We start from the raw sequence: 24,605 nt of genomic DNA on the forward strand, positions 1-24,605 counted from the left end.
AAGCAAGAAGTAGGATTTTTTGAGAGGCTAATTTTCCTTGCTTTTCACTATTTTGCAAACTTATCATTAGTGGCTATTGCATGAATTTGATTTCTGATAACATCATTTTAAATCCGAGAAAAGCATTAAACAAAGCGTTTTTAAAAGTTAAGCCTAACCGTTCTGAAATAGAAAAATTCAAGGCCAATCTGATCCATTTGCTTGATCAGATCAACGAGAAAGAAACGGAAGAGTTCCATAAAAACCTTATTGCCGACTTTTTAAAGAACACCTATTATAACCCGGATCATTTTGTAAATACCAAGGGACGGAATGATCTGGTCATTCATAATGGCAAAGATGCCAAATCAACGGTGGGCGTTTTAATTGAGGCTAAAAGCCCCACTAACAGGGCCGAAATGCTGAAAGAAAATAACATCAATACCAAAGCCTTTCAGGAATTGGTGTTGTATTATTTGCGGGAAAGAATCACACATAAGAACCTTGAAATAAAACACCTGGTAGTTACTAATATTTATGAGTGGTTTATATTTGACGTAGCCTCATTTGAAAAGCATTTTGCGCAAAATAAGCCATTGGTTAAACAGTTTACCGACTTTGAAGAAGGTCGTTTATCTGGCAGTAAAACAGATTTCTTTTATAAAGAAATTGCCGGTCCTCTTATTGAAACAGTAGCCGCGGAAATTCAGTTTACCCATTTCGACTTAAAGGAGTACAATAAGCCGTTACGTAATAAAGATAAACAGGACGACACCAAGCTGATTGCCCTGTTTAAACTATTATCCCCAGAGCATTTACTAAAACTACCATTCACCAATGATAGCAACAGTTTAGATAAACGTTTCTATTCCGAATTGCTCCATATTATTGGTTTAACTGAAACCAAAGAAGGTAGTAAAAAACTCATTGAGCGTAAAAAAGTTGGAGAGCGTAACAGCGGCTCCCTCTTGGAAAACTCCATTAAACAGCTCGATTCACTTGATAAGATTTCACGTTTAGAAAAACCTTCTCAATATGGTGATAACCATCAGGAACGCCTATTCAACGTGGGTTTAGAGTTGGTGATAACCTGGGTAAACCGTATTCTTTTCTTAAAGTTGTTAGAGGCCCAACTGATCAGCTATCATAAAGGAGATAAATCGTATGCCTTTTTAAGTCGTACTAGAATTCGCGACTTTGACGATTTAAACAGCTTATTTTTTCAGGTGTTAGCCCGTAAAGTTGAAGATCGTGACGAAGAAGTCATAAAACGATTTGGGAAGGTGCCTTATTTAAACAGCTCATTGTTTGAACCAACAGAGTTAGAACATCTCACCCTTTTTGTCAGCAATCTGGACGATAGAGGCATGTTGCCGACACTTTCAAACACGGTACTAAAAGATTTAACAGGCACAAAGAAAACCGGTGAAATCAGCACTCTTGAATATTTATTCGATTTTTTAGATGCCTATGATTTTGCGGGTGAAGGTTCAGAAGAAATACAGGAAGATAATAAGACCCTCATCAATGCCTCCGTTTTAGGTTTGATCTTCGAAAAAATAAATGGTTATAAGGACGGTTCCTTCTTTACGCCTGGCTTTATTACCATGTACATGTGCCGCGAAACCATTCGCAGGGCTGTGGTGCAAAAGTTTAACGAGGCTAAAGGTTGGAAGTGTGAAACCATTGAAGACCTATACGATAAAATTGAAGACCGTTCCGAAGCCAATACCATTATAAACAGTCTGAAGATTTGTGACCCTGCAGTAGGCTCCGGTCACTTCCTGGTATCAGCCTTAAATGAAATCATTGCCATTAAAAACGATTTGAAGGTTTTACAAGATCGTCAGGGAAAACGATTAAAAGAGTACCATGTAGAAGTGGTAAATGACGAGTTAGTGGTAACCGATGAAGATGGCAATTTATTTGAATATAACCCTGCCAATAAAGAAAGCCAGCGCATTCAGGAAACCCTGTTCCACGAAAAGCAAACCATTATTGAAAATTGCCTCTTTGGCGTCGATATTAATCCCAATTCGGTAAAAATATGCCGCTTAAGGCTATGGATAGAACTGTTAAAAAATGCCTATTACAAAAATGAGTTGGTACTTGAAACCCTGCCCAATATCGACATCAACATCAAATGCGGTAATTCACTCATCAGTCGTTTTGCCCTAGATGCCGACTTAAAACAGGCATTAAAGAAAAGTAAGTGGAACGTGGAAATGTACCGTACTGCCGTAAAAACCTATCGCAATGCCGAAAGCAAAGAGCAAAAACGTGAAATGGAACGCCTCATTGAAACCATAAAAGGCGATTTCAGAAGCGAGATCAATAAGAACGATCCTAAAATCCTAAAACTCTACAAGCTTAAAGGCGAATTAGTAACTCTTACCACCCAAACAGGCCTGTTTGAACTGGGTAAAAAAGAAAAGGCCGTCTGGAACAAAAAAGTAAGCGCCTTAACCGCCGAAACCGACAAGCTGGAAGCCGCAGTAGAAGAAATTAAAAATAATAAGATTTACGAAAACGCTTTTGAATGGCGCTTTGAGTTCCCGGAAGTTTTAAATGACGAAGGCGATTTTGTAGGTTTTGATGTGGTGATTGGGAATCCTCCTTATATCAGGCAAGAAGAAATTAAAGATCAAAAGGGCTTTTTACAAGGTAATTATAAGACGTACAGTGGTACGGCCGATTTATATGTGTTCTTTGTAGAAAAAGGATTTGATGTATTAAAGGCAACTGGGCAGTTTACTTACATTATGCCTAATAAATGGATGCAAACGGGATACGGTAAACCTCTTCGTAATTTCTTGTTAAATCACAGTCTAACACAGATTACAGATTTTGGCGATTTACAAGTTTTTGATGAGGCTACAACTTACCCATGTATTATACATTTAAGAAAAGCGCCTTCAATTAATTCTTTTGTTGTTGCAAATGTTGAAACACTAAAACATCAACTTCAATTTGCTGATTATGTAAATGACATTTCATTTGAGTCACCTCAAAATAAACTAACAGAAGATACTTGGGTATTAAGCGGCAGTGAGCATCTGCAATTATTGGAAAAACTACAATCTAAGTTTTCTTTTCTTGAAAGTTATGTTGGAGGGAATTCTTATCGAGGTGTACTCACAGGCCTGACTGAAGCATTTGTAATTGACGAGGAAACAAGAGAGAGAATTATAAAAGAAGATCCATTCTCGGCAGAAATTATTAAACCAGTACTTAGGGGCAGAGATATTAAACCTTGGTTTGCAACATCAGATGGAGTTTGGTTAATCTCTACATTCCCAAATCTGAATTTAGATATTGAAAATTATCCCGGTATAAAAAACCACCTGATGAGTTTTGGGAAAGAACGATTAGAACAAAGTGGCAATAATGGTTCAAGAAAAAAAACCTCAAATAAATGGTTTGAGACACAAGATAGTATTGCGTACTGGTCAGAGTTTCTGAAACCTAAAATCATGTATCAAAAGTTTCAAGTAAAGCCTTGTTTCATTTATGATGAACAAGGTTTATACTGCAATGATTCCATGTGGATTATGCCTACGGACGACAAGGTTTTACTGGGTATTCTAAATTCAAAAATTGGTTGGTATTTAACAACGAAATACTGCACCGCTATACAAAATGGTTGTCAGTTAATTTGGAAATACTTCAGCCAAATTCCTATTGCAAAAGGCTCAGAAGATCAACGAGAAATTTTAATCGAGAAGGTAACCCAAATTCTTTCCATCAAAAAAACTGACCCAATAGCAGATACAAGTGATTTGGAAAAAGAAATCGACCAATTGGTTTATGAGCTATATGAGTTAACGGAGGAGGAGATTAAGCTAGTGGAGGGAGGGGAATAATGAGCAACCTTATACCAAGTCACGAAATATTAGTAAAAGAAAACCCCATTAAGATTACTCAAACAAGTATTATCCAAGAATTTAACGCACATATTGATTATAAAGAAAATAAGCGAATATTGTTTTCAGCTCCATTTGGAGCCGGTAAATCTACTTTTTTAAACGATTTCTTTAATGAAAGGGAAGATATATATATTGTTATCAAACTTTATCCTGTTCATTATACAGTAGCCAATAATGATGATGTATTTGAATTAATCAAATTTGACATTTTATGTGAATTACTTCATAAATACAGAAATGAAATTGATTTGCAAAAAGAAGAATTCTCTACTTTACTTACCAGTCAGGTTTTTGGTCAACATCGTATTGACTTTATTCCTTTAGTAGAATCTATTATTGAGGCATCGGGCAAAGTTGGCAAACCTGCTAAAGATATTTTAATAGCACTAAAAGATTTTTTTAAGGATTTTAAAGCTTTTAAAAAAGAAATCGAAACAGATGAAGAAAAATTAATTGAAATTTATTTAGAGAAGTTTAATAATAAGCCTGGGGTTAACGAAATGGATGATATTACAAATTTGATATCATCACTTTTGGACCGTACCAAAACCGATTCAGAAATTAAAGAAACTGTATTAATTATTGATGACTTAGACAGATTAGATCCTGAGCATGTTTTTCGTCTATTCAATATTTTTAGTGCTCACTATGATAGCGTAACTGAGCAAAATAAATTTGGGTTTGATAAAATTATTTTCGTTTGCGATATAAACAATATTCGGAAAATGTTTGCTCATCGTTATGGAGCTGGAGTTGATTTCAGTGGCTATATTGATAAATTTTATTCTCTATCACCATTCCATTTCGATAATAGTCGTTATTTAAAAGAAACACTTTTCAAAATACTTAAAAGCAAAATCATAAACATACCCGCCGATTTAATAAAAAAATATAATTTCTTGGATCCGGACTCGAATATTTACAGAGTCGCAGAATGGATATTATATATGCTTATTGAATCTAAGGAGTTGAATCTTAGATCTTTGATAAACTTAAAATCAATAGAAATACCACGTTTTAAATTTAAAACTACTACCACCAATAGGGAGCAGTCTGCAACTAAATTTGAATTTATTTTTCTTATTAAGTTTTTGCATAGTCTGTTTCCTGATTACGATTCAGTGGAGATTAAATTAAAGAAACTCACGCAAGCATATAGTGATTCATATAACCCTATAGGCACAGATATTTATTTAAATTCCATTGATTCTATCGATAGACCTCTTATATCTTATTGCTTACCCTTTTTGATTTCTCCTATTGAGATTTTTAATGGACAAAACAGATCTACAACAAATAGTTATTTAATTAAATGTCCTGTTTCAGAAAAAATCCTTCATTATAATTACTATGAGGAAAGAGATTTTAGTGAATACCCTTATCTATTTAGAATTACAGAAAAAATAGAGATAGAAAGTGAAAAAGTAAAAATAAATGCTTTTGAACTTTTTTTGTATACATTTTTGAAATGTAAACGTGACGGAATAATAAAGTAAAATTATTACGGACATCAATAAAGATCACAAATACTTAAATATGATTAAAGTTGGAAAGTACAAACATTATAAAGGAGGTTTTTATAATGTGATTAGTTTTGCTAAACATAGTGAGACTTTAGAGGAATTAGTTGTTTATCAAAGACTGTATGGAGATTACAGTATTTGGGTTCGGCCTATTCAAATGTTTAATGAAAAAGTAGAATTTGAAGGAAAAACAGTCTTAAGATTTGAATTTATCGGTGAATTACAAAATTTCTTGAGGTTTTAATGGAGAAAATTAATGTTATGATAAGCTCAGTTGGCCGTGGATTGGCGGCTGAGAGGGACGCAATTAAAGAACTATTTAGTAAAAATGATTTAATTGAATTGCAAGGTGTAGATCCTGTCAATGATTTATCCTTTTCATCAAGTTCAAGTTTAAAGACCATTGAAATTGCGAAAAACTGTGATTTATATATTCTAATCTTATCTAAAGATTTTGGGTCAAAACTACCGGATGGCAAATCAGCCACAGAAGTTGAATTCGATGCGGCATTTAGAGACGACCCTACTAAAATTTTAGTTTTTTTAAAAAATGAAGCTGTTAATGAAGAAGAAAAAGATTTAGATCAAGAAGCCTTTATTAAAAAAGTTTGTGATTATTATAAAGGCTATTGGAGGGTTACATTTAATTATTCTCACGAGCTACAAAATTATGTAAAGAAATCGTTTACATCTTGGATTAAGAATAGAGCAGCTTTAGGAAACAATCTGACCTATTTAGACCATTTTGTGAGATTAGCTAAACAAGAAAAACCTGAGCCTAATGCTGAGGTTTATTATAGCGTTGCAAAGGATTTGGTTGAGTTAACTTATATTTTTTTCGGTAAAACGTATACTATACATTTTAGTGCAAAAGAAATATTTAATAATTTCTGGGGGTGTATGAGTGAACTTCAAATAAAAAGTAGGGAATGGACTCAATAAAAATTAGTACTAATAATTATGGTAGTGCTTTATTAACAACTATTAGAAATTGTAATACCCCAAAGGATGAATTAAGACAAAGTCTGATAAAAATTGGAAATTTAATTGGATCTGAGATTGTTAGCGAGGAATTTACATATATGGATAAAATTAACACCCCGCTTCAAAAGGATTTTTTGGGATTTTCATTCAAAAAAAGCAACGTCGTTATTGTAAGTACTAAAGATGATTATAATTTTTTTCTTAAAGGAATAGCGCAATGTATTAAAAATCCAATTACTGGCTATATGGATTTTAGCGGTGAAAGAGGGAAAGCCACTTACACTAGTCCAGTGCGATCATTAGTATTACCTGAAACACCAAGGGGCCAAGCTATTGACGCCGTTATTATTGCTAAATCTGTCTTAGCAACAGGATGCACAGCCGTAACTTTGGCTAAATCAGCATATCAAAAGTTAATGCCCAACAAATTAATAATCACAACGTGTTTTTATTCTTTATCAGGTATTGAAGAACTTAAAAATGAAATACCGAACTGCAAATTGTATCTAATAGGAAACCCTGATGAACTGGACCAAGATGGAATGTTAGTACCTGGAGTTGGTAACCTAGACCAAAGACTGCAAGACTGATTCTTATATTGCAAATAAAACAGAGGTCTCACGACCGGGATTATGAATATCTCATGCAATAAGTGCGTAACCTACAATGAGTATACTAATCTTGGTCAAGGCGAATAATTAAAACCTCCCTTACAACTTGTTGTTATACCAAAAAGATTTAGAGAGATGCCGTCAATTTGGAGTGGAACAATAAGTTTTGGATTAGTATCAATACCAATTAGCCTGGTACCAGCAACGCAATCCAGTTCCTTGGAATTGAACATGCTGGATAAAAGAGACCATGAACGTATTAGATACAAAAAAGTAAATGGCGAAACCGGCAAAGAAGTGCCCGAAGAAAATATTGTAAAAGGCTATGAGTACGATGGCAAAAGAGTGGTTTTGGAAGATGCCGATTTTGTAGCAGCAGCTCCTGAGAAAAGCCAAATGATACAGTTGGAAAACTTCATTGATATGTCAGAAGTTGATCCCATCTATTTTGAAACCGCCTATTATGCCACAACCGATAAGAAAGGAGCTAAGGCCTACCGTTTACTCACTCAGGCATTAGAAAAAACAGGAAAAGCAGGTTTAGGTCGTTTTGTCTTGCGTACCGCAGAAAACTTATGTCTAGTAGTTCCGGTTAATGGAATCCTTGTAATTCAGAAGTTGCATTTTCCTGAGGAAATCAGGCCGGTTGATAAATTAGTCCAGGAACCTGTTAAAATTGAGAAGGAAGAATTAAATACCGCTGTTTCCTATATCAGTCAAACCTCCAAAAAGTTTGATATTTCCGATTATCATAACATGTACTCGCGTGCATTACTTAAACTCATCGAAGATAAAGCCAAAGGCAAAGTAAAAGACAAAAAGAAAGTGGTTGAAACCACAACCACAAAACGTTCTGATAATTTGTTGGATCTGTTGAAGCAAAGCCTTAACAGCACCCAACAACCAAGAAAAGCTGCAAGATAATCTGTATACTATTTTAGTTTTTTTTCACAGTTAACGTTACCTGCTGCGCATTTTTATCAACCGCCAATTTGCTGAATAAGAAAATTTAGATTTTTGTAAACCCAATTTATGGCATCTATCGCTTCATGGGTTAAAACTAGGTTTTCCAAAGTTCTTTTAGTGTTTGAAAGCCATTTGAAAATTTTAGATTTGTCTGGCATTTCCTCCAATACTTCTTCTTTTACTTTGTCAAAATTGGTGATTAGATTTTGCCTCTGTTCATCACTTATATTTGGCTCTTGTCTAATGAGCTTAATTAATTCTTCTATTTTTTCGAAAGTTTCTTGTTTGCCATTTAAAGAGTCGGAAATTCTAATTTCTTTTCCAATAATAATTTGTCCTGAGTTATTGGATATGTTTCCAACTTCAATTTTGTCTCCCATAACTATTTCATTTTTTATGTTTGCAATTCTTTGCATTTGTGTTTCATTCAGTCCATAATGAAACTTTTCAGAAGGAATAGAAAAACTAATATTATTTCCTTTTTTTTCAATTAAGCCCTTTACTGCTTCTTCTAAACTATCCACTTTAATGGTTTTAGTTTCAAAGCTGTTAAATTCATTTTCATTTGTGTCTTTGAAAAAATCAAAAAGGGTTTTAAAAATTTCATCCAACTCATTGAAAATCAGTTGTAGGCAAAGGAAATTACTATTTGTTTCAGTTCGAAAGGTCAAATATTTTACCTTATAATTTATTACCTGTAAAACATCTTCGGATGTGAAATTCCTTTTAAAATCAGAGATTGCGGAAATGTTATTATTCCAAATGCTCGAATAGTTATTCTCGCCAGTCCAAATGCCTAACTCTATAAGTTTCTCTGAAACTGGAGCATAAATATTCGATAGAATCGGTGAAAATTTCGCACTTATTTGGTCCTGAATATAGTCATATTCCTGTTTTTCAATGTAATTCCTTTCAGGTTTTAATTTGCTTCTTTGTTCATCAAGAATTTGTAGCTCATTGCACAATGGAATATACTTTTCAATATAACTCTTTTTATTCTTGTCCAAATAATCTATAAACTCAAATAAGGCTAGTATTTTTTGCGGTATCATACTTTTGGTTTCATAGTTTGCATAGTAGGCAACACTTTTTTTACATCATCAACAACGCCAACTCCGGATACGGGGGCATCCGTGGGGGGTCAAAACCGAAGGCTTTAAACATAGGTTGATAAGCATTTTCATCCTCCTCCAACATATTCCGTTTAAACCGCTTCTTCATTTCATCGGCTTTGGCTTCGTTCTTATAGTTGTAACACATTGGGAACTCCTTTTAAAAATCATCATAAATATAGTCAACCCCATCCATATCATTTCTGTTTTCCAACTGCTCTGAAATATATTCAATAGGGGCTTTAAGTTCCACCCTGGTTGTGAGCATGATTTTAAAAACAGCATTGTTCAGGTAAACCACATAAGGCCGGTAAATTTCAATCCGGACATTTGGCTTATAAAAAATATCAGCCATTATGTACTTACCGCTAAGGTATAGCTCCGCATAACCCACATCACTGCCGCCATCGTAAACCATACACAGTTTACGAACTTCTTTACCACGTTCCTTTATACCTACTTTTATTCCGCGGACGACTTTTTCCATACCTCTTAATTTTATGCAGTTCTATTGAAATCAAAGCCATAAGGTTTTCGGGAATTGCCCCCGTTTCACAACGCCAGGAATTTGCATCAGCATCATATTGCAACCAATAGTCAATCCCTTTCGATTGCATAACAAAACCACTTCTCATGGCTTCCACAACCGTTCTCTTGTAAACTTTACCATTATACTCAAAAGAAATTTCATGATACATATACTAATTTAATTAGCAAAGTTGAGCAGCATTTTTTAGCAAAGCAAATCTTTTTGATGTCTCTTTAGTAGGGCCGAAGTCCTCCTGATCGAAGTCGAAGGGAGTCGAAATAAAAACGCTTGGCTTAAAAAAGCCAAGCGTTAAAAGTCGTTTAATCTTGAACGAAGTCGACCTCAAAATGATCATCCCATTACTTTAACGATATCGTTGATACATAATCTCATCTGGTTCAAATTTCACACAATCCTTACTTAAAAAAACTGAACCTCCAGTTTCTTGAGAAACATTACAAAAAACCATTCTATTAGATTCTCTAGAATGGTACCTACATAAAAAACAATTTTTAAAATCAATTCCTAAATCAAAAGCCTTAACAACTTGCTTTGCAAATAAATCATAAGGATCCCTACAACTTGGACTTAAATCCAAAATTTTATAATATAAAGCGGTATTATACTTAATCAGTGACTCAATTCTTTGCAATGATAATTCCTTAATATAAGGCGTTGAATACTTCCTAGATATAAAAAATACCGGCAATTGAATAGAACAATTACAAGAACCTGGCGATTCACCTTCAATAATATCTTTAAAATTATATCGCTTAATCTTATCCTTTTGATGAATCCATTCTGGAGAATAAAAATTAAAATCAAAGGGATATGAAACATAACAATCCTTAATTAAACTCAAATCCGCTTCAGTTTTAATGACATATTCAATAATCCTATTACCAAATTCAATCTTCTGTTCTGAAGATTGATGAGTGACGGCAATTTCAATATAAACCTTATTGCCTTTATCATCTAACAACATTAAATCAGGAACAAGCGAACCATCACGAGATTCTACAACTATATTCTTAAAATATTGCGTCAAATCAATTGTATCAACTCCATGCTTATCGCAATCTGAAGAACGATAAAATTCATACCTGTTACAATGAATAAGTCTATACCGTTCTAAATAAAACGGTAATCCTTCCTGCAGACACTTAAGATAAGTTTCTCTAAAAACTAACTTCCCAAGCTTATGTAAATAAGTCTCACCAGAACAATGAACATCACTTTTATGAGCAAAATGATGAGCATTAACACTACCTAACTTCGGTATAAGCTCATTACCACAATCAATACAATAAAATTCTTGAAATCGGTTCTCCTGATTAACCGATTCAATATCAATTCTAACACCATCAGCTCTTATAGCATGACAATAAGTAACATTACCCATATAAAAACACCAATTTCAATTAAGGTTATTTTTAAGTGATTAAGAAACTTGAGCGTAGTCGAAAGGTGAGCACAGTGGAAGGATTAACAAAACCGATCGCATAAAACCTCCAACATTTCTGTAAGCATCAGCTTATACAATACATCATTGCCCTGGAATGATTCAACATCAGGCGAGAAATATTGAGGCAACAAAGTAGGAACCTCATTTTCAATATTATTTTCCCAGTTAATTAAAAATTTCTTCCCGTTAAGTAAAATTTCAAACTGAACAACTTCACATCCATCAATTGGTGTGACAAATGCCTGGTAATTATTCCCAGCATGGGCAAGTGTTATTTCAAAAGGCGCTAATACGTTCATTTATTTATAAATTTTATGGTCAACTTTAATTCTTTTTAATTGGAGCCAGTAACAAGTAAAAAATCCAGGCAAACCAAGATATAAAAATCACAGCCAATACCCAGGCTAATTTTTCGCGCCCTGTGGTTTTACTGGAACAGACAATGATAATTATGGGTAACAACCATAAAATCCCTGCTATAGCTAAAATTAGGCTCATTTTCTTATCGTTTTAGAATTAGATTACTGAAGCCGTAAGTCACCTGCTGCGAGGCCGAAAGATTAATTATTCGATCACATAAAACCTCCAACAGTTCACCCACTATGGCCTTATAGAGGTGTGTGTTACCATTAAAGGAATATGCATCCGGAGAAAAATATCGAGGAAAAAGATTAGGGATTTCTTGCTCCATATTATTGTTCCAAAATATTCGAAACTTTCGGTCATCTAGTGTAATCTCAAACTCAATGGCCTCATCACCAACATTGGCCGTTACAAAGGCCTTACAACTTAAGCCTTCATGGGCAATTGATATTTCAAAAGGTGCTAATACGCTCATATATTTTGATTGTCTTCTCTTAATGTAAAAAATAGCGGCAAAAAAAAACGGCATAGCGGGGAGCTATAGCCGATTTTTAACAATTAAACCAAACCGCCCCCAATATTCAATTATGATTCCAACTGAAACTGAATTAAAAAGTTAAAAACCCCTCTTGTTTGAACACCTTAACAACCAGTCCCATATGTTCAAAAGCACTATTTTTTAAATTGACTTTCCTTTTAGCTTATAAATTTATATGTTGGTTATTTCGGACACTGTTTGTTTCTTTTTGTGGAATTCTCCTTTAGGTCTGTAGCTGGGGCTGTTTTGATTGAGTCAAATGCACCTTCCAGATGCCGCTTTAACCCTGTCAAAAAAGAGATTCTAATTAAAACTTTTTTATTTTCGAGATCGAAATGAAAAAACAGTCCCATGAAATCAGTTTTACTTTTTAGATGCTCCGTATAGATTTATACTGAAGATGTTATTTCATTAAACTTCAAATTTCTTTTTTAAAAATACCCTGTGAATAAAAGAATCATAAAAATCAACCTCATTCCTTTTAAAGAATTTGTACAATCCGAAGCTATTGGCGGTGTCTTGCTAATTATATGCGTAATTATTTCCTTAGTTATTGCCAATTCCTCTTTAGCACAGACGTTCCAACAGTTCTTGAATAAGGAGTTAGGCGTTTCTACGCTTTTTCTTCAGCTAAAGTATCCAATTATACAGTGGATTAATGATGGTCTAATGGCCATTTTCTTTTTACTGGTTGGGTTAGAAATTAAAAGAGAACTTATTGAAGGCGAGTTATCTACACCAAAAAAGGCGACTTTACCTATTGCGGCCGCTTTTGGCGGTGCAATTATTCCTGCTATTATATTTCTTTTATTCAATAGGGGTACAAATGCCGAGAATGGCTGGGGCATTCCAATGGCCACTGATATTGCTTTTGCATTGGGTGTACTTTCACTTTTAAATAACAAGGTGCCAGCTTCATTAAAAATCTTTTTAGCTGCCTTGGCTATCGTTGATGATCTTATTGCCATTTTAGTAATTGCCATATTTTATTCCACACAATTGCATTTGGGTTATTTAGCAATGGCCATTGGAATATTTGCCTTCATGTTACTTTTTAATCGCTTTGGTGTTAAAAACTTAGGATTTTATCTTATACTCGGGATGTTTATGTGGTACCTGATTCATCATTCAGGTATTCATGCTACCATTGCCGGAGTACTCACCGCAATGACTATTCCTACTACAGAGGGAGAAGTGGAATCACCGCTGGAGAAGCTGGAACACTTTTTAATAAAACCGGTGAATTTTATCATTATGCCCATCTTTGCGCTTGCTAATACCAATATCCCATTTCAAGGAGATTTGATTGACGGCATTACTAGCAATTTCGGTTTAGGTATTCTAGTTGGTCTGTTTTTGGGTAAACCAATCGGAATTATGTGTATGTCTCGGATTCTGGTAAAATTAAAATTGGGAAAACTTCCCAATAAAGCAAACTGGTCACATATTTTAGGATTGGGTTTTCTTGGTGGAATTGGATTTACAATGTCTATTTTCATTGCCCTCTTATCATTTAAAGATCCAGAACTACAAACGAAAGCAAAGTTTGCTATCTTAATTACCTCAACACTTTCGGGTATCGTTGGCTTTATAGTGTTAACCTTAATAAATAAGAGAAAACCCAATGAATTACTAACTTAAATTGAATCCTGTTCTTATAAAGCATAACTGAGCGTTCAGTTACCTTTTACAATACTAGTACCCATTTATTCAGGGCCAAGAAAATCTAAGGATGCGATAAAAAACTAAAAAGCTTCGCTCAATTAAGAACGAGGCCTCATCTACCTATGAAAAACATACCTTGGATAGGAACTGCACATATCTATTTCTTTCAAGTAATAGCGATGATTTGAAAATTTCACAAGGTATGAACGTTAAAATTACCACCGCACGGGCAGGTAAATCGGCATTCCTTAGTCGTCGCCGGCAATGGGTACGCCAGCCTATAAAGTAACAATGGACATTGACACTTTATACCCTTCGGGTGCCTTGCGGCAGGCTGTCATACCCATTGCTTTCGGCTCCTCCCTCGTCATAGCAGCTTCCTCCGTGCCGGCAGCCGCCTAGTCTGCCCGAGCACTCCCCCCGTGTCATCCCGTGCTCTTCCCCATGTCAGCCTGAGCGCAGTCGAAGGCTCACTAGGCCGCTACCATCCCGGACGCTGCTCGTGTTTAGGCTCGCCTGCGGGTCGGTCAGGCTGCGGGTTGTCATACTTTTTGTTACCCTACGCAGCCGTCTTTCTGAGCGTAGTCGAAGAATACTCCTGAGCCTAGCCGCTAAGTACCTTCTGAGCGCAGTCGAAGCAGCCAAAGGACCAAAAAGTCCGCCAACCCTTGTGTAGTGCAGGCCGTCGGCTTTTGACCAATCACAAACCCAAGCTTCCAAAAGCCACGTCCTTTCTACATAGGTCGCAAACCGCCCCTCGTACCTCGGGCTGCTGTTTGCTCCCACCATTCCCTCCACTCGCAAGGCGGCTCGCCGCACATGCCCGACGCACGCTCAGGGCTGTTTTACCTGCTTGGCCTCCCGCGTCGGATGGTTTTCTGCGTCTTTTCAAATCTCTTCTAGTACTTGGATTAGGAAAATAAGTGACTATTTTTGCGCCATAACAACGTTTTATACTGAATAGACGCAACTTTATTGCGTCTATTTAATTGTTATAGCCAATGGCTTAAAATACACTTACCCTTAAAGAATTAAAAAACGATATATGAGCAAGATTTACAACTACTGCGCATTCTATGTAAGCGAGCCATTTAGTGATTCATCACTTGGAGCCCATGCTACCAAAGATTTCTGTTATTACAGTATGCTGAAAGCTTGGAAAGGTGCCGATACTTCCTTTCCATTTAATAATGCCCATGACACAACATATAACGTTCGTGATAATAGTGATTGGGAATCAACTCTGAAACCAAGACTGCGAGAAAGATTAAGAAATTCCAAAAACATTGTTATGTTCTTAGGTTCTGATACGTTGAATTCAAGAGCATTGAGAGAAGAGATAGATTATGGAATCAATACCTTGGGGTTACCAATCATTGTAATATATCCAAATTTAAAAAACAACAGTGATTTGCTAAATGGGGATAAAACAGCATTGAATAATACTGTAAAAGCTTTATGGAACAAACTCCCAATATTCCGAGATTCGAAATCAAAAGTTCCTGTTTTACACGTTCCTTTGAACAAAGAAACGATTAGGAATGCATTAAACAACTCAGATTTCAGACTAGGCTCAGGTAAAAGCCCTAACGATTATTGGTACAAGTAAGCATATGAAAGTAAAGTTTCTAGATAAAGATGTCAGAAATATTTTTTGGAAATATTTTTCAATCATATCAGGTATCATATCGTTTATATTGCTTTTTAATTTTATTCCAGATGAATATAAGCAATGCTTAATCTACTTTGGGTACTTATCTTTTGCCGCTTTAATAGTTATTTATGTAATAATATGGTTAAACGCTAACAACCTAAAGCAAATCAATATCAATATCGATGGAAGCACTGTTAATATTAAGCGCGGTGACCTTTTTACAGAGGAAGGGCTAAAGGCGATATCATTTAATGAATATTTCGACACAATTGTTGACGATAAAATTATTTCTAGCAGGTCACTTAATGGGATTTTTATTAATCGTTATTTTAAGGATAAAGTCACTGAGCTGGACAATTTTATTAATGCTAATTCCGAAAATGAAGATTTGATTCAGGTCGTAAGAAAGCAGGGTGGAAAAACAAAAAAATTCAAGTTGAGTACTATAATAGTATATAATGACTTTCTGTTAACCGCCTTCTCTAGATTTGACGAGCATGATAGAGCAATTTTAACCATGCCAGAGTATATCGAATTTCTTATCAATTTTTGGGATAGAGTAAATCGCATTTATGCTCAAAAGAATGTTTCAGTGCCAATATTTGGGTCAGGAATTACTAGAATTAAAGAGCATAAAAATATTGGAGATGAAGATTTATTGAAAATTATGCTTTGGACATTTAGATTAAGTGAGATGAAATTTAAGTATCCAGCCAAGTTGACAATAGTGATACACGAGGAGAAAATTGGGCAAATTAATTTATTTAACATTAAATCAATTGAACAAGGTTTTTAAGTGAACGCAACGGACACCACTGGCTATAACATCGTATTGGCAATAGTGGGGGCTTCTTCCTTATAACCTCCCAAAGCTTCCGTCATAACCCACAAAGCCTGGAGGTAACCTACCGCATATCGTTACTCTTTTTTACGGTCGTCGGCACGGTTCATCCAACCTTAAACCTCGCTTCCACCAAAGATAAACCCTTTTACAGCTATCAAGCCCTACGGGTTTGCAAGCGTTCAGCGGCATAAACCCACAAGGCCTTCCGCACCGTCCATTTATACGCTTCCCCGCTTGCAAAATAGCCGTAAAAGAATTTTGGTTGCCTAAGCGAACTTTAAGGAGTTCTTTCGAGTTGACGTTAATGTCGATTGGCTGCTAGATATAGGAATTTGGTCGTCCATCGAGAATTTATTTTATGGTAGGGTATCACAACAAAAAGCCCGGGTCTTCCCGGGACTTGCAAAAATATAAGAAAGAAGCAGGTTAATCCTTGACCGTAGTCTGGCTGACAGCCGAGGCCACCACTCCGACCGTTGCCAGATAACCTGCAATGGTGGTAACAATAGCTGGAAGTGCGACCGGTGCGGCCAGTAAGGCGCCGCCCACAGCTCCAATTACCAATCCAATATTGCGAACCTTTCGGAAAAATTTAGGAGTTGGCGATTTAACCCGTTGCGCCAGGGTTATTTTTTGATCAGTGTTCATGTTGTTTAAAGTGTTGATGTTCCAAGATTTCAATTCGTTTTTCCAGGTAGTTCACCTTTTGATTTAAAAGGTCATGCCCGTTTTTAAACTCCGATTTGATCAAAGAGGTAGTGGTTTTCACTTCCACCAGATCGCGTTCTACTTTTCGAAAATCGGTGTGCAGCTGCCGAATGAAGAATGCCACCACCGATAGCAGCACGCTAATTAAGGACCCAAAGAATATTCCAAGTTCTGACATGATTTAGAAGAGGTGTTGATTAGTAACAGTTAATTGAACTGGTCCCAAAGCCATGAGTTTAGCCAGTACCGGATAGATGCGCTCGTACGCCAGGCGCGATTGATAGACTTCAAACTCTCCATTAACCATATTAAACCAGGACCCGACCAAAGGACAACCTGCAGTGTCGTTAATGGTATTTCCAATGTGCAGGTAAATCGCTTTAAAATTGGGTATCCCTGAAAGCTCTATCATTCCCTTATGCATCTTAGGGTAACGCTTCAAGTAATCCTTATTCATTTCACCCCAGGTATTCAGCAGGAGTTTATAGGATCCTTCAGGAATGCAGGTATGACCAGCCACTTTTGTTTGGCGAATCGCATCCTCCAAAAGGTAACAGCCAAAAATGCCGTTGATATACAAATGGCTCAGGGTGGATGATTTTCCCTGAGCCATTCGAAAGATTTTAACCGCGCCTGCCATTTGCTAGACTCCATCAATGGTCACCAAAGCCAAGGCATTGTAAGCACCGTTTTTCAGGCTGTACAAGTTGCCGTTCACCTGCTGGTAAAACTCGATGCCCAACGCCAAAAAGAGCGGTTTGGTGCTGGCCGCCGGCAAGGCTGCAGTTAGATCCAATTCGGCCGTTGGCGTCGCATCCAAAGCAAGATCCGCACTCTGATTCGTCAGCACAGTGTAAACCTCATTTTCAAAATCGATCTCCACTCCCGCACTCACCAGTTTAAAGTGCGTTGCACCTCCGGGTGTTGCGATCATGTTAATGGGAACAAACGAAGGAATATTCACATTTGCTTCCCCGGTCACGCGGTCGATAGTTGGAGTATAAGGTGCAAAAAGTGTGGTTCTCAATTTCCCGTTGATGTTAAATTCAAAACCTTGCAAGAGTACCAATTCGCCATCCAGTACATTTCGCAACCCGCGTTCACTCACCGCATCCGCCTTAACTACTTTCATCATTTCGCCTGTTAATCTGCTGACCATTCGGCCATCAGCTGCATTCTGCAGTAACGGTCTTAAAGCCGTTCTTAAAACTTTACCCGCCTTCCCCGCCCTGCCAAATTCGGCCCCATTTTCCCTGGTCCGTTGAAAGACCGGATCGTTATAAATTCGATCCTTATCGATCCCACCCTTTTCACGTGCTAAATGCCCATCTCTTGATTTGTAGAAAGTAATATCCCCGATAGTTCCTTTCAGTTTAATGATACCTTTTTGTCTTGCCATTGCTATAAAAATTTAAGTTGAGACCTAATTTCTCAAGCAAATCAAGACTTTCCTATTGCCCACTTCCGGAATAGGTCACTTCTGCCCTATTTTTCCGATTTTGCCAATAATGATCAAAAAGATTAAATTATGTTTGTAAATGGTAGTTATTTCCGTTGGAAATGAAGCCTGGAATGAGTATGGCAACCCCATAGTTAAAGCACGAAGTCTATGAACATTGTACAAAACCGAGTCGTAATTTATCCCAAGGATGTGCAACAGATTACCGGGAAAAGTGAGCGTTATGGTAGATCGTTGTTAAGAGGAATCAAAAAGAAACTTGCTAAAGAAAAACATCAGTTTGTAAGCATTGAAGAATTCTGCCAGCACACAGGTTTAAAAATTGAACAAGTCATCAGCTTTCTTACAGCCTGATTTTTAGAAAAGGAATCCTATTGATCTTCATTAGTAATGCTTGTATGCATAAAGAAAAATCATTAAATTTCCCCATACGATTTGATACGAATTGAATAGAAATAAGAGGTGGTAAATTCGGTGACCCGAATTTTGAAACCTTTGAAACCAACTGAAAATAAGCGATTTAAAAGAGGGTTACAAATCCCTCACTTTCCGCAGAAAAAACAAAAGCACCTCAAAAGGGTGCTTTTTTGTTTTATAGCATTTTGGGAAGCTGATTAATTTCTATTCTCTTTAAGCACATCTTCAGTGCATCCTCAGCCATGTTATTTTTTTCGCCATAAACCCAAAAACCAAATTGACAAAAATCAAGAAATGCCTTGGCTAAAGGCGTTTTGACATTCGCGTGAAGTAGACCTTCCTTTTTTTCGGTTGCTTTGCACCTGCAAATCAACAAGTTGCTTCATGGATAAGGTTACTACGAAGATCAAAAAACGATTTTCGAAGTTTAATTTCTTTGTAAACCAATTCAGTGCTGTTTACTTTTTTATACTTGGTTTGGTGGTTGTTAATCAGCCATCATATGCCCAGGTTTGTAGCGGTGCGCTTGGTAATCCGGTAGTAACAATCGATTTTGGATATAGCCAATCAGGGGGTAATTATGGTCAATCATTGCCAATAATGTATCCTCAAACCACAACCACTTATACATATTGGTATCCAACAACTATTCCTGCCCCTTCAAATTATCCTAATGATCTGCATGATGGTAAGTATGGTATTTTACCCCGTCTGAATCCAACAATATCACATGCCGATGGAGCGTGGCATACTTATCAGAATGATCATACCTTTGAACTGAATGGGAAACCTAACGGAAACATGTATGTTGTAAATGCCGATTTACAAAAAGGCATTTTTTACCAACAAGAAATAGATCAGCTTTGTCCGGGATCAACCTATGAATTCTCGGCATGGTTTAGTAATATTCTGAAATCCAGCTCTTGCGGGGGCAATGGTATTAGACCCAATATTAAATTTCAGATTGAAGACACTAAAGGAACTATTTTAGGATCTTATACATCAGGCAATATCCCTTCAACCTCAAACAATCCAACCTGGACTCAACGCGGTTTTTTATTTACCATACCTCCAAATTCAAGTACCATTGTACTTAAAATGATATCCAACACCAATGGTGGTTGTGGTAATGACCTTGCTATTGATGATATTACGTTCAGGGCATGTGGTCCGACCATTACAATGGAACCATCAAACGATAAAACCATTTGTGAAGGCGATCAATTTGAGTTTTGGGCATCTCTAGGTACAGGTTATGCCGATCCCTATTATGTTTGGGAAAAAAGCACGGATGGTGGTATAACATGGGAAGATTTTAGTCAACCACGCACCGACAATCGTCTTACTTTCACCAATGCTCTTGTAAGTAATAGTGGATATTACCGTGTTAGAGTAGGCGGTGGATTGACAGCAGTAAATAATCCAAAATGCTATGTGGTGTCAACTCCAGTTAAGCTATCGGTTAAACCAGGCCCTACTATTGATGTAAATGGAGCAGGCACTTTATGTATAGGAGAAGAGGTAACCTTAACAGCTTATCCAAGTGGATCGATTGATTATGAATGGTTCAAAGTGGGCGTCAAAGCTCCAGTCAAAGCCAAATCATCATCCAACACTTACACATTTACGGCTACAGACATAGGACAAAGTGGTGATTATTATGTAGTAGCCTATAATCAAAAACAGCAATCTGAAAACCCTGACTCATTTGTTGAGTGCTCTGTCCAATCGCAACCAATAAAGGTTAGCATCAATCCCATACCCAAGCTTCTTGTTACGGACCAGATAGCATGCGGATCCGCCGATTTAACTAGTCCCGCCGTAACCAACGGAAGTGATGCAGGGACACTCAGCTATTTTAGCGATGCGGCAGTAAAGACTCCATTAGCCAATCCTTCTTCGATAACCACCAGTGGCACTTATTATATAAAGCTTACCAGTGCCCAAAGCTGTTCGGTGATCAAGCCCGTAACGGTAACCATCAATACCTTGCCAAAATTGGTGATTACCAATCCGCCAGCTACATGTGATCAACCTATCAATTTAACCAATCCAGCAATTACAGCTGGCAGTGATGCAGGGACACTCAGCTATTTTAGCGATGCGGCAGTAAAGACTCCATTAGCGAATCCTTCTTCGATAACGACAAGTGGCACTTATTATATCCAGCTTACTAATGCACAAGGTTGTTCAGTGATCAACCCCGTAACGGTAACGATTAATCCTTTACCGAAATTGGTGATTACCAACCCTACTGCCACATGTGACCAACCTGTTGATCTGACTAATCCAGCTATTACAGCTGGAAGTGACCTAGGCAGTTTAAGCTATTTCAGCGATGCGGCAGGAACTACAACATTAGCGAATCCTTCTGCAATAACTGTTAGTGGTACTTATTATATCCAGCTTACCAGCGCGCAAGGTTGCTCGGTGATTAAGCCTGTAACGGTAACGATTAATCCTTTACCGAAATTGGTGATTACCAACCCTACTGCCACATGTGACCAACCTGTTGATCTGACTAATCCAGCTATTACAGCTGGAAGTGACCTAGGCAGTTTAAGCTATTTCAGCGATGCGGCAGGAACTACAACATTAGCGAATCCTTCTGCAATAACTGTTAGTGGTACTTATTATATCCAGCTTACCAGCGCGCAAGGTTGCTCGGTGATTAAGCCTGTAACGGTAACGATTAATCCTTTACCGAAATTGGTGATTACCAACCCTACTGCCACATGTGACCAACCTGTTGATCTGACTAATCCAGCCATTACAGCTGGAAGTGACTTAGGTAGTTTGAGCTATTTTAGCGATGCGGTGGCTACGATGCCACTAACCAATCCTTCAGCTATAACAGCCAGTGGAACTTATTATATCCAGCTTACCAGCGCACAAGGTTGTTCGGTGATCAAGCCCGTAACGGTAACCATCAATGCCTTGCCGAAATTGGTGATTACCAATCCTCCTGCTACCTGCACTCAACCTGTTGATCTTACCAGCACAGCCATTACAGCAGGAAGTGAATTAGGTAATTTGAGCTATTTTAGCGATGCAGTAGCAAAGAATCCATTAGCCAATCCTTCTTCGATTAGCACCAATGGCACCTATTATATTCAGCTTACAAGCGCCCAGGGTTGTTCAGTGATCAAGCCCGTAACCGTAACCATCAATGCCTTGCCGAAATTGGTGATTACCAATCCGCAACCTACCTGTGATCAACCGGTAGATCTGACCAGTACGGCCATTACAGCCGGAAGCGATGTAGGGGCATTCAGCTATTTTAGCGATGCCGCAGCAACAACATCCTTAGCGAATCCTTCTTCGGTAACCGCCAGTGGCACCTATTATATTAAGCAAACTAACGCCCAAGGTTGTTCGGTAATTAAGCCCGTTTCGGTAACGATTAACCCATTGCCTAACTTGGTGATTACGGATCCTTCAGCCACCTGTAATCAACCCGTTGATCTGACTAATGCGACCATTACTGCCGGAAGCGATGCAGGCAGTTTAAGCTATTTCAGCGATGCGGCAGGGACAATCTCACTAGCCGACCCAAAGGCCATTATGGTTAGTGGCACCTATTATATTAAGCTAACTAACGCACAGGGTTGTTCGGTGATCAAGCCTGTAACGGTGACAATTAATGCCTTGCCGAAATTGGTGATTACTAACCCGTCTGCTACATGTGATCAACCTATCAATTTAACCAATCCAGCTATTACAGCTGGAAGTGACTTAGGTAGTTTAAGCTATTTCAGCGATGCGGTGGCTACGATGCCACTAACCAATCCTTCAGCCATAACAGTCAGTGGAACTTATTATATTAAGCTAACCAGTGTCCAGGGCTGTTCGGTGATTAAACCCGTAACGGTGACGATCAATGCCTTGCCGAAATTGGTGATTACCAATCCTCCTGCTACCTGCACTCAACCTGTTGATCTTACCAGCATAGCCATTACAGCAGGAAGTGAATTAGGTAATTTGAGCTATTTTAGCGATGCAGTAGCAAAGAATCCATTAGCCAATCCTTCTTCGATTAGCGCCAATGGCACCTATTATATTCAGCTTACAAGCGCCCAGGGTTGTTCAGTGATCAAGCCCGTAACCGTAACCATCAATGCCTTACCAAAATTGTTGATTACCAACCCCACTGCCACATGTGACCAACCCGTTGATCTGACTAATCCAGCCATTACAGCAGGAAGTGAATTAGCTAGTTTGAGCTATTTTAGCGATGCCACTGCAAGTACATTCTTAGCAAATCCTTCTTCTGTAACTACCAGCGGCACTTATTATATTCAGCTTACCAATACCCAAGGTTGTTCGGTGATTCAACCGGTAACAGTGACGATTCATCCTTTGCCAAACTTAGTGATTACCAACCCTACTGCCACATGTGACCAACCTGTTGATCTGACTTATCCAGCTATTACAGCAGGAAGTGACCTAGGTAGTTTGAGTTATTTTAGCGATGCGGTGGCTACGATGCCACTAACCAATTCTTCAGCCATAACAGCCAGTGGAACTTATTATATCCAGCTTGCCAATGCCCAAGGTTGTTCGGTAATTAAACCGGTTTCGGTAACAATTAATCCTTTGCCGAACTTGGTGATTACGGATCCGTTAGCAACCTGTGATCAACCTGTTGATCTGACCAGCGCTACCATTACAGCAGGAAGTGACCTAGGCAGTTTAAGCTATTTCAGCGATGCGGCAGGAACTACAACATTAGCGAATCCTTCTGCAATAACTGTTAGTGGTACTTATTATATCCAGCTTACCAGCGCGCAAGATTGCTCGGTGATCAAATCGGTAACGGTAACGATTAATCCTTTACCGAAATTGGTGATTACCAACCCTCCAGCTACATGTGATCAACCTATCAATTTAACCAATCCAGCCATTACAGCCGGAAGCGATACAGGTACGCTCAGCTATTTTAGCGATGCCGCAGCAACAACATCCTTAGCGAATCCTTCTTCGGTAACCGCCAGTGGCACCTATTATATTAAGCAAACTAACGCCCAAGGTTGTTCGGTAATTAAGCCCGTTTCGGTAACGATTAACCCATTGCCTAACTTGGTGATTACGGATCCTTCAGCCACCTGTAATCAACCCGTTGATCTGACTAATGCGACCATTACAGCCGGCAGCGATGCGGGTACGCTCAGCTACTTTAGTGATGCAGCAGCAACAACATCCTTAGCGAATCCTTCTTCGGTAACCGCCAGTGGCACCTATTATATTAAGCAAACTAACGCCCAGGGTTGTTCGGTAATTAAACCGGTAACGGTAACGATTAACCCATTACCAAAATTGGTGATTACCGACCCGCAAGCTACATGCGATCAACCAGTCGATCTGACCAGCGCTACCATTACAGCAGGAAGTGACCTAGGCAGTTTAAGCTATTTTAGCGATGCAGCAGGAACTATACCATTAGCGAATCCTTCTGCAATAACTGTTAGTGGTACTTATTATATCCAGCTTACCAGCGCACAAGGGTGTTCGGTGATCAAGCCTGTAACAGTGACGATAAATGCCTTGCCGAAATTGGTAATTACGGATCCTTTACCTACATGTGCTCAACCCGTTGATCTAACTAATGCGACCATTACAGCCGGAAGCGATGCAGGTACGCTCAGCTATTTTATTGATGCGGCAGCTAGTACCTCATTAGCGAATCCTTCTTCGGTAACCGCTAGTGGAACCTATTATATTCAACTTACCAGCGCACAGGGGTGTTCGATGATCCAACCCGTAACGGTAACGATTCATCCTTTACCAAAATTGGTGATTACCAACCCGCCAGCCACCTGTGCTCAACCCGTTGATCTGACTAATTCAGCTATTACAGCTGAT

At 38.0% G+C, this 24,605-nt stretch carries 23 protein-coding genes; 11 read left to right on the forward strand and 12 right to left on the reverse strand.

Annotation, left to right across the window (positions count from 1 at the left end; genetic code table 11):
- Positions 1 to 80 precede the first annotated feature (80 nt).
- The 6 genes from C3K47_RS11900 (at position 81) to ku (ending at position 7,947) form a co-directional block, all read left to right on the forward strand.
- The gene (locus C3K47_RS11900; protein ID WP_103789356.1) at positions 81 to 3,842 is read left to right on the forward strand and encodes a class I SAM-dependent DNA methyltransferase; all 3,762 of its coding nucleotides are present in this window, start codon (positions 81 to 83) and stop codon (positions 3,840 to 3,842) included.
- Positions 3,842 to 5,401, forward strand: coding sequence for a P-loop NTPase fold protein (locus tag C3K47_RS11905; RefSeq protein WP_103789357.1), 1,560 nt, complete (start codon positions 3,842 to 3,844; stop codon positions 5,399 to 5,401). The genes C3K47_RS11900 and C3K47_RS11905 overlap by 1 nt, the downstream gene beginning before the upstream one ends.
- A gap of 40 nt (positions 5,402 to 5,441) precedes the next feature.
- Complete coding sequence (locus C3K47_RS11910; protein ID WP_103789358.1) at positions 5,442 to 5,672, forward strand: DUF1653 domain-containing protein; 231 nt, start codon at positions 5,442 to 5,444, stop codon at positions 5,670 to 5,672.
- Positions 5,672 to 6,370 (forward strand): DUF4062 domain-containing protein, encoded by a 699-nt coding sequence (locus tag C3K47_RS11915; protein ID WP_103789359.1) that lies wholly within the window; start codon positions 5,672 to 5,674, stop codon positions 6,368 to 6,370. Before C3K47_RS11910 ends, C3K47_RS11915 begins: the two co-directional genes overlap by 1 nt.
- A complete protein-coding gene (locus C3K47_RS11920) occupies positions 6,358 to 7,002 on the forward strand; it encodes a uracil phosphoribosyltransferase (RefSeq protein ID WP_103789360.1) in 645 nt (214 codons plus the stop codon). The genes C3K47_RS11915 and C3K47_RS11920 overlap by 13 nt, the downstream gene beginning before the upstream one ends.
- 156 nt (positions 7,003 to 7,158) lie before the next feature.
- Positions 7,159 to 7,947 (forward strand): non-homologous end joining protein Ku, encoded by a 789-nt coding sequence (ku, locus tag C3K47_RS11925; protein WP_103789361.1) that lies wholly within the window; start codon positions 7,159 to 7,161, stop codon positions 7,945 to 7,947.
- 56 nt (positions 7,948 to 8,003) lie between these two features.
- On the opposite strand, the gene C3K47_RS11930 is transcribed toward ku, so the two are convergent.
- From C3K47_RS11930 to C3K47_RS11955, 8 genes are all read right to left on the reverse strand, one after another.
- Entirely contained in the window at positions 8,004 to 9,041 is a 1,038-nt protein-coding gene (locus C3K47_RS11930; protein WP_133159375.1) for a hypothetical protein, read from the reverse strand.
- Positions 9,042 to 9,081: 40 nt separating this feature from the next.
- Positions 9,082 to 9,249, reverse strand: coding sequence for a hypothetical protein (locus C3K47_RS19540; protein WP_165784689.1), 168 nt, complete (start codon positions 9,247 to 9,249; stop codon positions 9,082 to 9,084).
- Between the two features lie 12 nt (positions 9,250 to 9,261).
- Positions 9,262 to 9,588: a hypothetical protein gene (locus C3K47_RS11935; RefSeq protein WP_133159376.1), complete on the reverse strand. Its 327-nt coding sequence runs from the start codon at positions 9,586 to 9,588 to the stop codon at positions 9,262 to 9,264.
- Positions 9,539 to 9,799, reverse strand: a complete 261-nt coding sequence (locus tag C3K47_RS19545) for a hypothetical protein (protein ID WP_103789364.1) — start codon at positions 9,797 to 9,799, stop codon at positions 9,539 to 9,541. Before C3K47_RS19545 ends, C3K47_RS11935 begins: the two co-directional genes overlap by 50 nt.
- A gap of 195 nt (positions 9,800 to 9,994) precedes the next feature.
- Positions 9,995 to 11,032, reverse strand: a complete 1,038-nt coding sequence (locus C3K47_RS11945) for a competence protein CoiA family protein (protein ID WP_103789365.1) — start codon at positions 11,030 to 11,032, stop codon at positions 9,995 to 9,997.
- Positions 11,033 to 11,115: 83 nt separating this feature from the next.
- A complete protein-coding gene (locus C3K47_RS11950) occupies positions 11,116 to 11,394 on the reverse strand; it encodes a hypothetical protein (RefSeq protein ID WP_103789366.1) in 279 nt (92 codons plus the stop codon).
- Between the two features lie 25 nt (positions 11,395 to 11,419).
- Positions 11,420 to 11,593 carry a PLDc N-terminal domain-containing protein gene (locus C3K47_RS19880; RefSeq protein ID WP_114324635.1) on the reverse strand — a complete coding sequence of 58 codons (174 nt, stop codon included), beginning with the start codon at positions 11,591 to 11,593 and terminating at the stop codon, positions 11,420 to 11,422.
- A gap of 4 nt (positions 11,594 to 11,597) precedes the next feature.
- Positions 11,598 to 11,933, reverse strand: a complete 336-nt coding sequence (locus tag C3K47_RS11955) for a hypothetical protein (RefSeq protein WP_103789367.1) — start codon at positions 11,931 to 11,933, stop codon at positions 11,598 to 11,600.
- Between the two features lie 507 nt (positions 11,934 to 12,440).
- Between C3K47_RS11955 and nhaA the strand changes: the two genes are divergently transcribed.
- The 3 genes from nhaA to C3K47_RS11970 all read left to right on the forward strand — a co-directional run bounded on the left by nhaA (position 12,441) and on the right by C3K47_RS11970 (position 16,111).
- Positions 12,441 to 13,637 carry a Na+/H+ antiporter NhaA gene (nhaA, locus tag C3K47_RS11960; RefSeq protein ID WP_103789368.1) on the forward strand — a complete coding sequence of 399 codons (1,197 nt, stop codon included), beginning with the start codon at positions 12,441 to 12,443 and terminating at the stop codon, positions 13,635 to 13,637.
- Between the two features lie 1,069 nt (positions 13,638 to 14,706).
- Positions 14,707 to 15,270 (forward strand): TIR domain-containing protein, encoded by a 564-nt coding sequence (locus C3K47_RS11965; RefSeq protein ID WP_103789369.1) that lies wholly within the window; start codon positions 14,707 to 14,709, stop codon positions 15,268 to 15,270.
- Positions 15,271 to 15,274: 4 nt separating this feature from the next.
- A complete protein-coding gene (locus C3K47_RS11970; protein WP_103789370.1) occupies positions 15,275 to 16,111 on the forward strand; it encodes a macro domain-containing protein in 837 nt (278 codons plus the stop codon).
- Positions 16,112 to 16,585: 474 nt separating this feature from the next.
- On the opposite strand, the gene C3K47_RS11975 is transcribed toward C3K47_RS11970, so the two are convergent.
- The 4 genes from C3K47_RS11975 to C3K47_RS11990 are packed head-to-tail and all read right to left on the reverse strand — an operon-like array spanning position 16,586 to position 18,266.
- Positions 16,586 to 16,807, reverse strand: a complete 222-nt coding sequence (locus C3K47_RS11975) for a hypothetical protein (RefSeq protein WP_207765285.1) — start codon at positions 16,805 to 16,807, stop codon at positions 16,586 to 16,588.
- Entirely contained in the window at positions 16,797 to 17,045 is a 249-nt protein-coding gene (locus tag C3K47_RS11980) for a hypothetical protein (protein ID WP_103789371.1), read from the reverse strand. Before C3K47_RS11980 ends, C3K47_RS11975 begins: the two co-directional genes overlap by 11 nt.
- A gap of 3 nt (positions 17,046 to 17,048) precedes the next feature.
- Positions 17,049 to 17,480, reverse strand: a complete 432-nt coding sequence (locus C3K47_RS11985) for a DUF5675 family protein (protein WP_243392543.1) — start codon at positions 17,478 to 17,480, stop codon at positions 17,049 to 17,051.
- A 30-nt stretch (positions 17,481 to 17,510) separates the two neighbouring features.
- The gene (locus tag C3K47_RS11990; RefSeq protein WP_103789373.1) at positions 17,511 to 18,266 is read right to left on the reverse strand and encodes a hypothetical protein; all 756 of its coding nucleotides are present in this window, start codon (positions 18,264 to 18,266) and stop codon (positions 17,511 to 17,513) included.
- A gap of 210 nt (positions 18,267 to 18,476) precedes the next feature.
- On the opposite strand from C3K47_RS11990, the gene C3K47_RS11995 reads away from it, so the two are divergent.
- Both C3K47_RS11995 and C3K47_RS12005 read left to right on the forward strand, forming a co-directional pair.
- The gene (locus tag C3K47_RS11995) at positions 18,477 to 18,680 is read left to right on the forward strand and encodes a hypothetical protein (RefSeq protein WP_103789374.1); all 204 of its coding nucleotides are present in this window, start codon (positions 18,477 to 18,479) and stop codon (positions 18,678 to 18,680) included.
- 447 nt (positions 18,681 to 19,127) lie between these two features.
- On the forward strand, positions 19,128 to 24,605 hold a 5,478-nt coding region (locus C3K47_RS12005), incomplete at its 3' end, for a carbohydrate binding domain-containing protein (protein WP_133159377.1).

Source organism: Solitalea longa (assembly GCF_002920915.1).
In the GTDB taxonomy this organism is placed as follows: domain Bacteria; phylum Bacteroidota; class Bacteroidia; order Sphingobacteriales; family Sphingobacteriaceae; genus Solitalea; species Solitalea longa.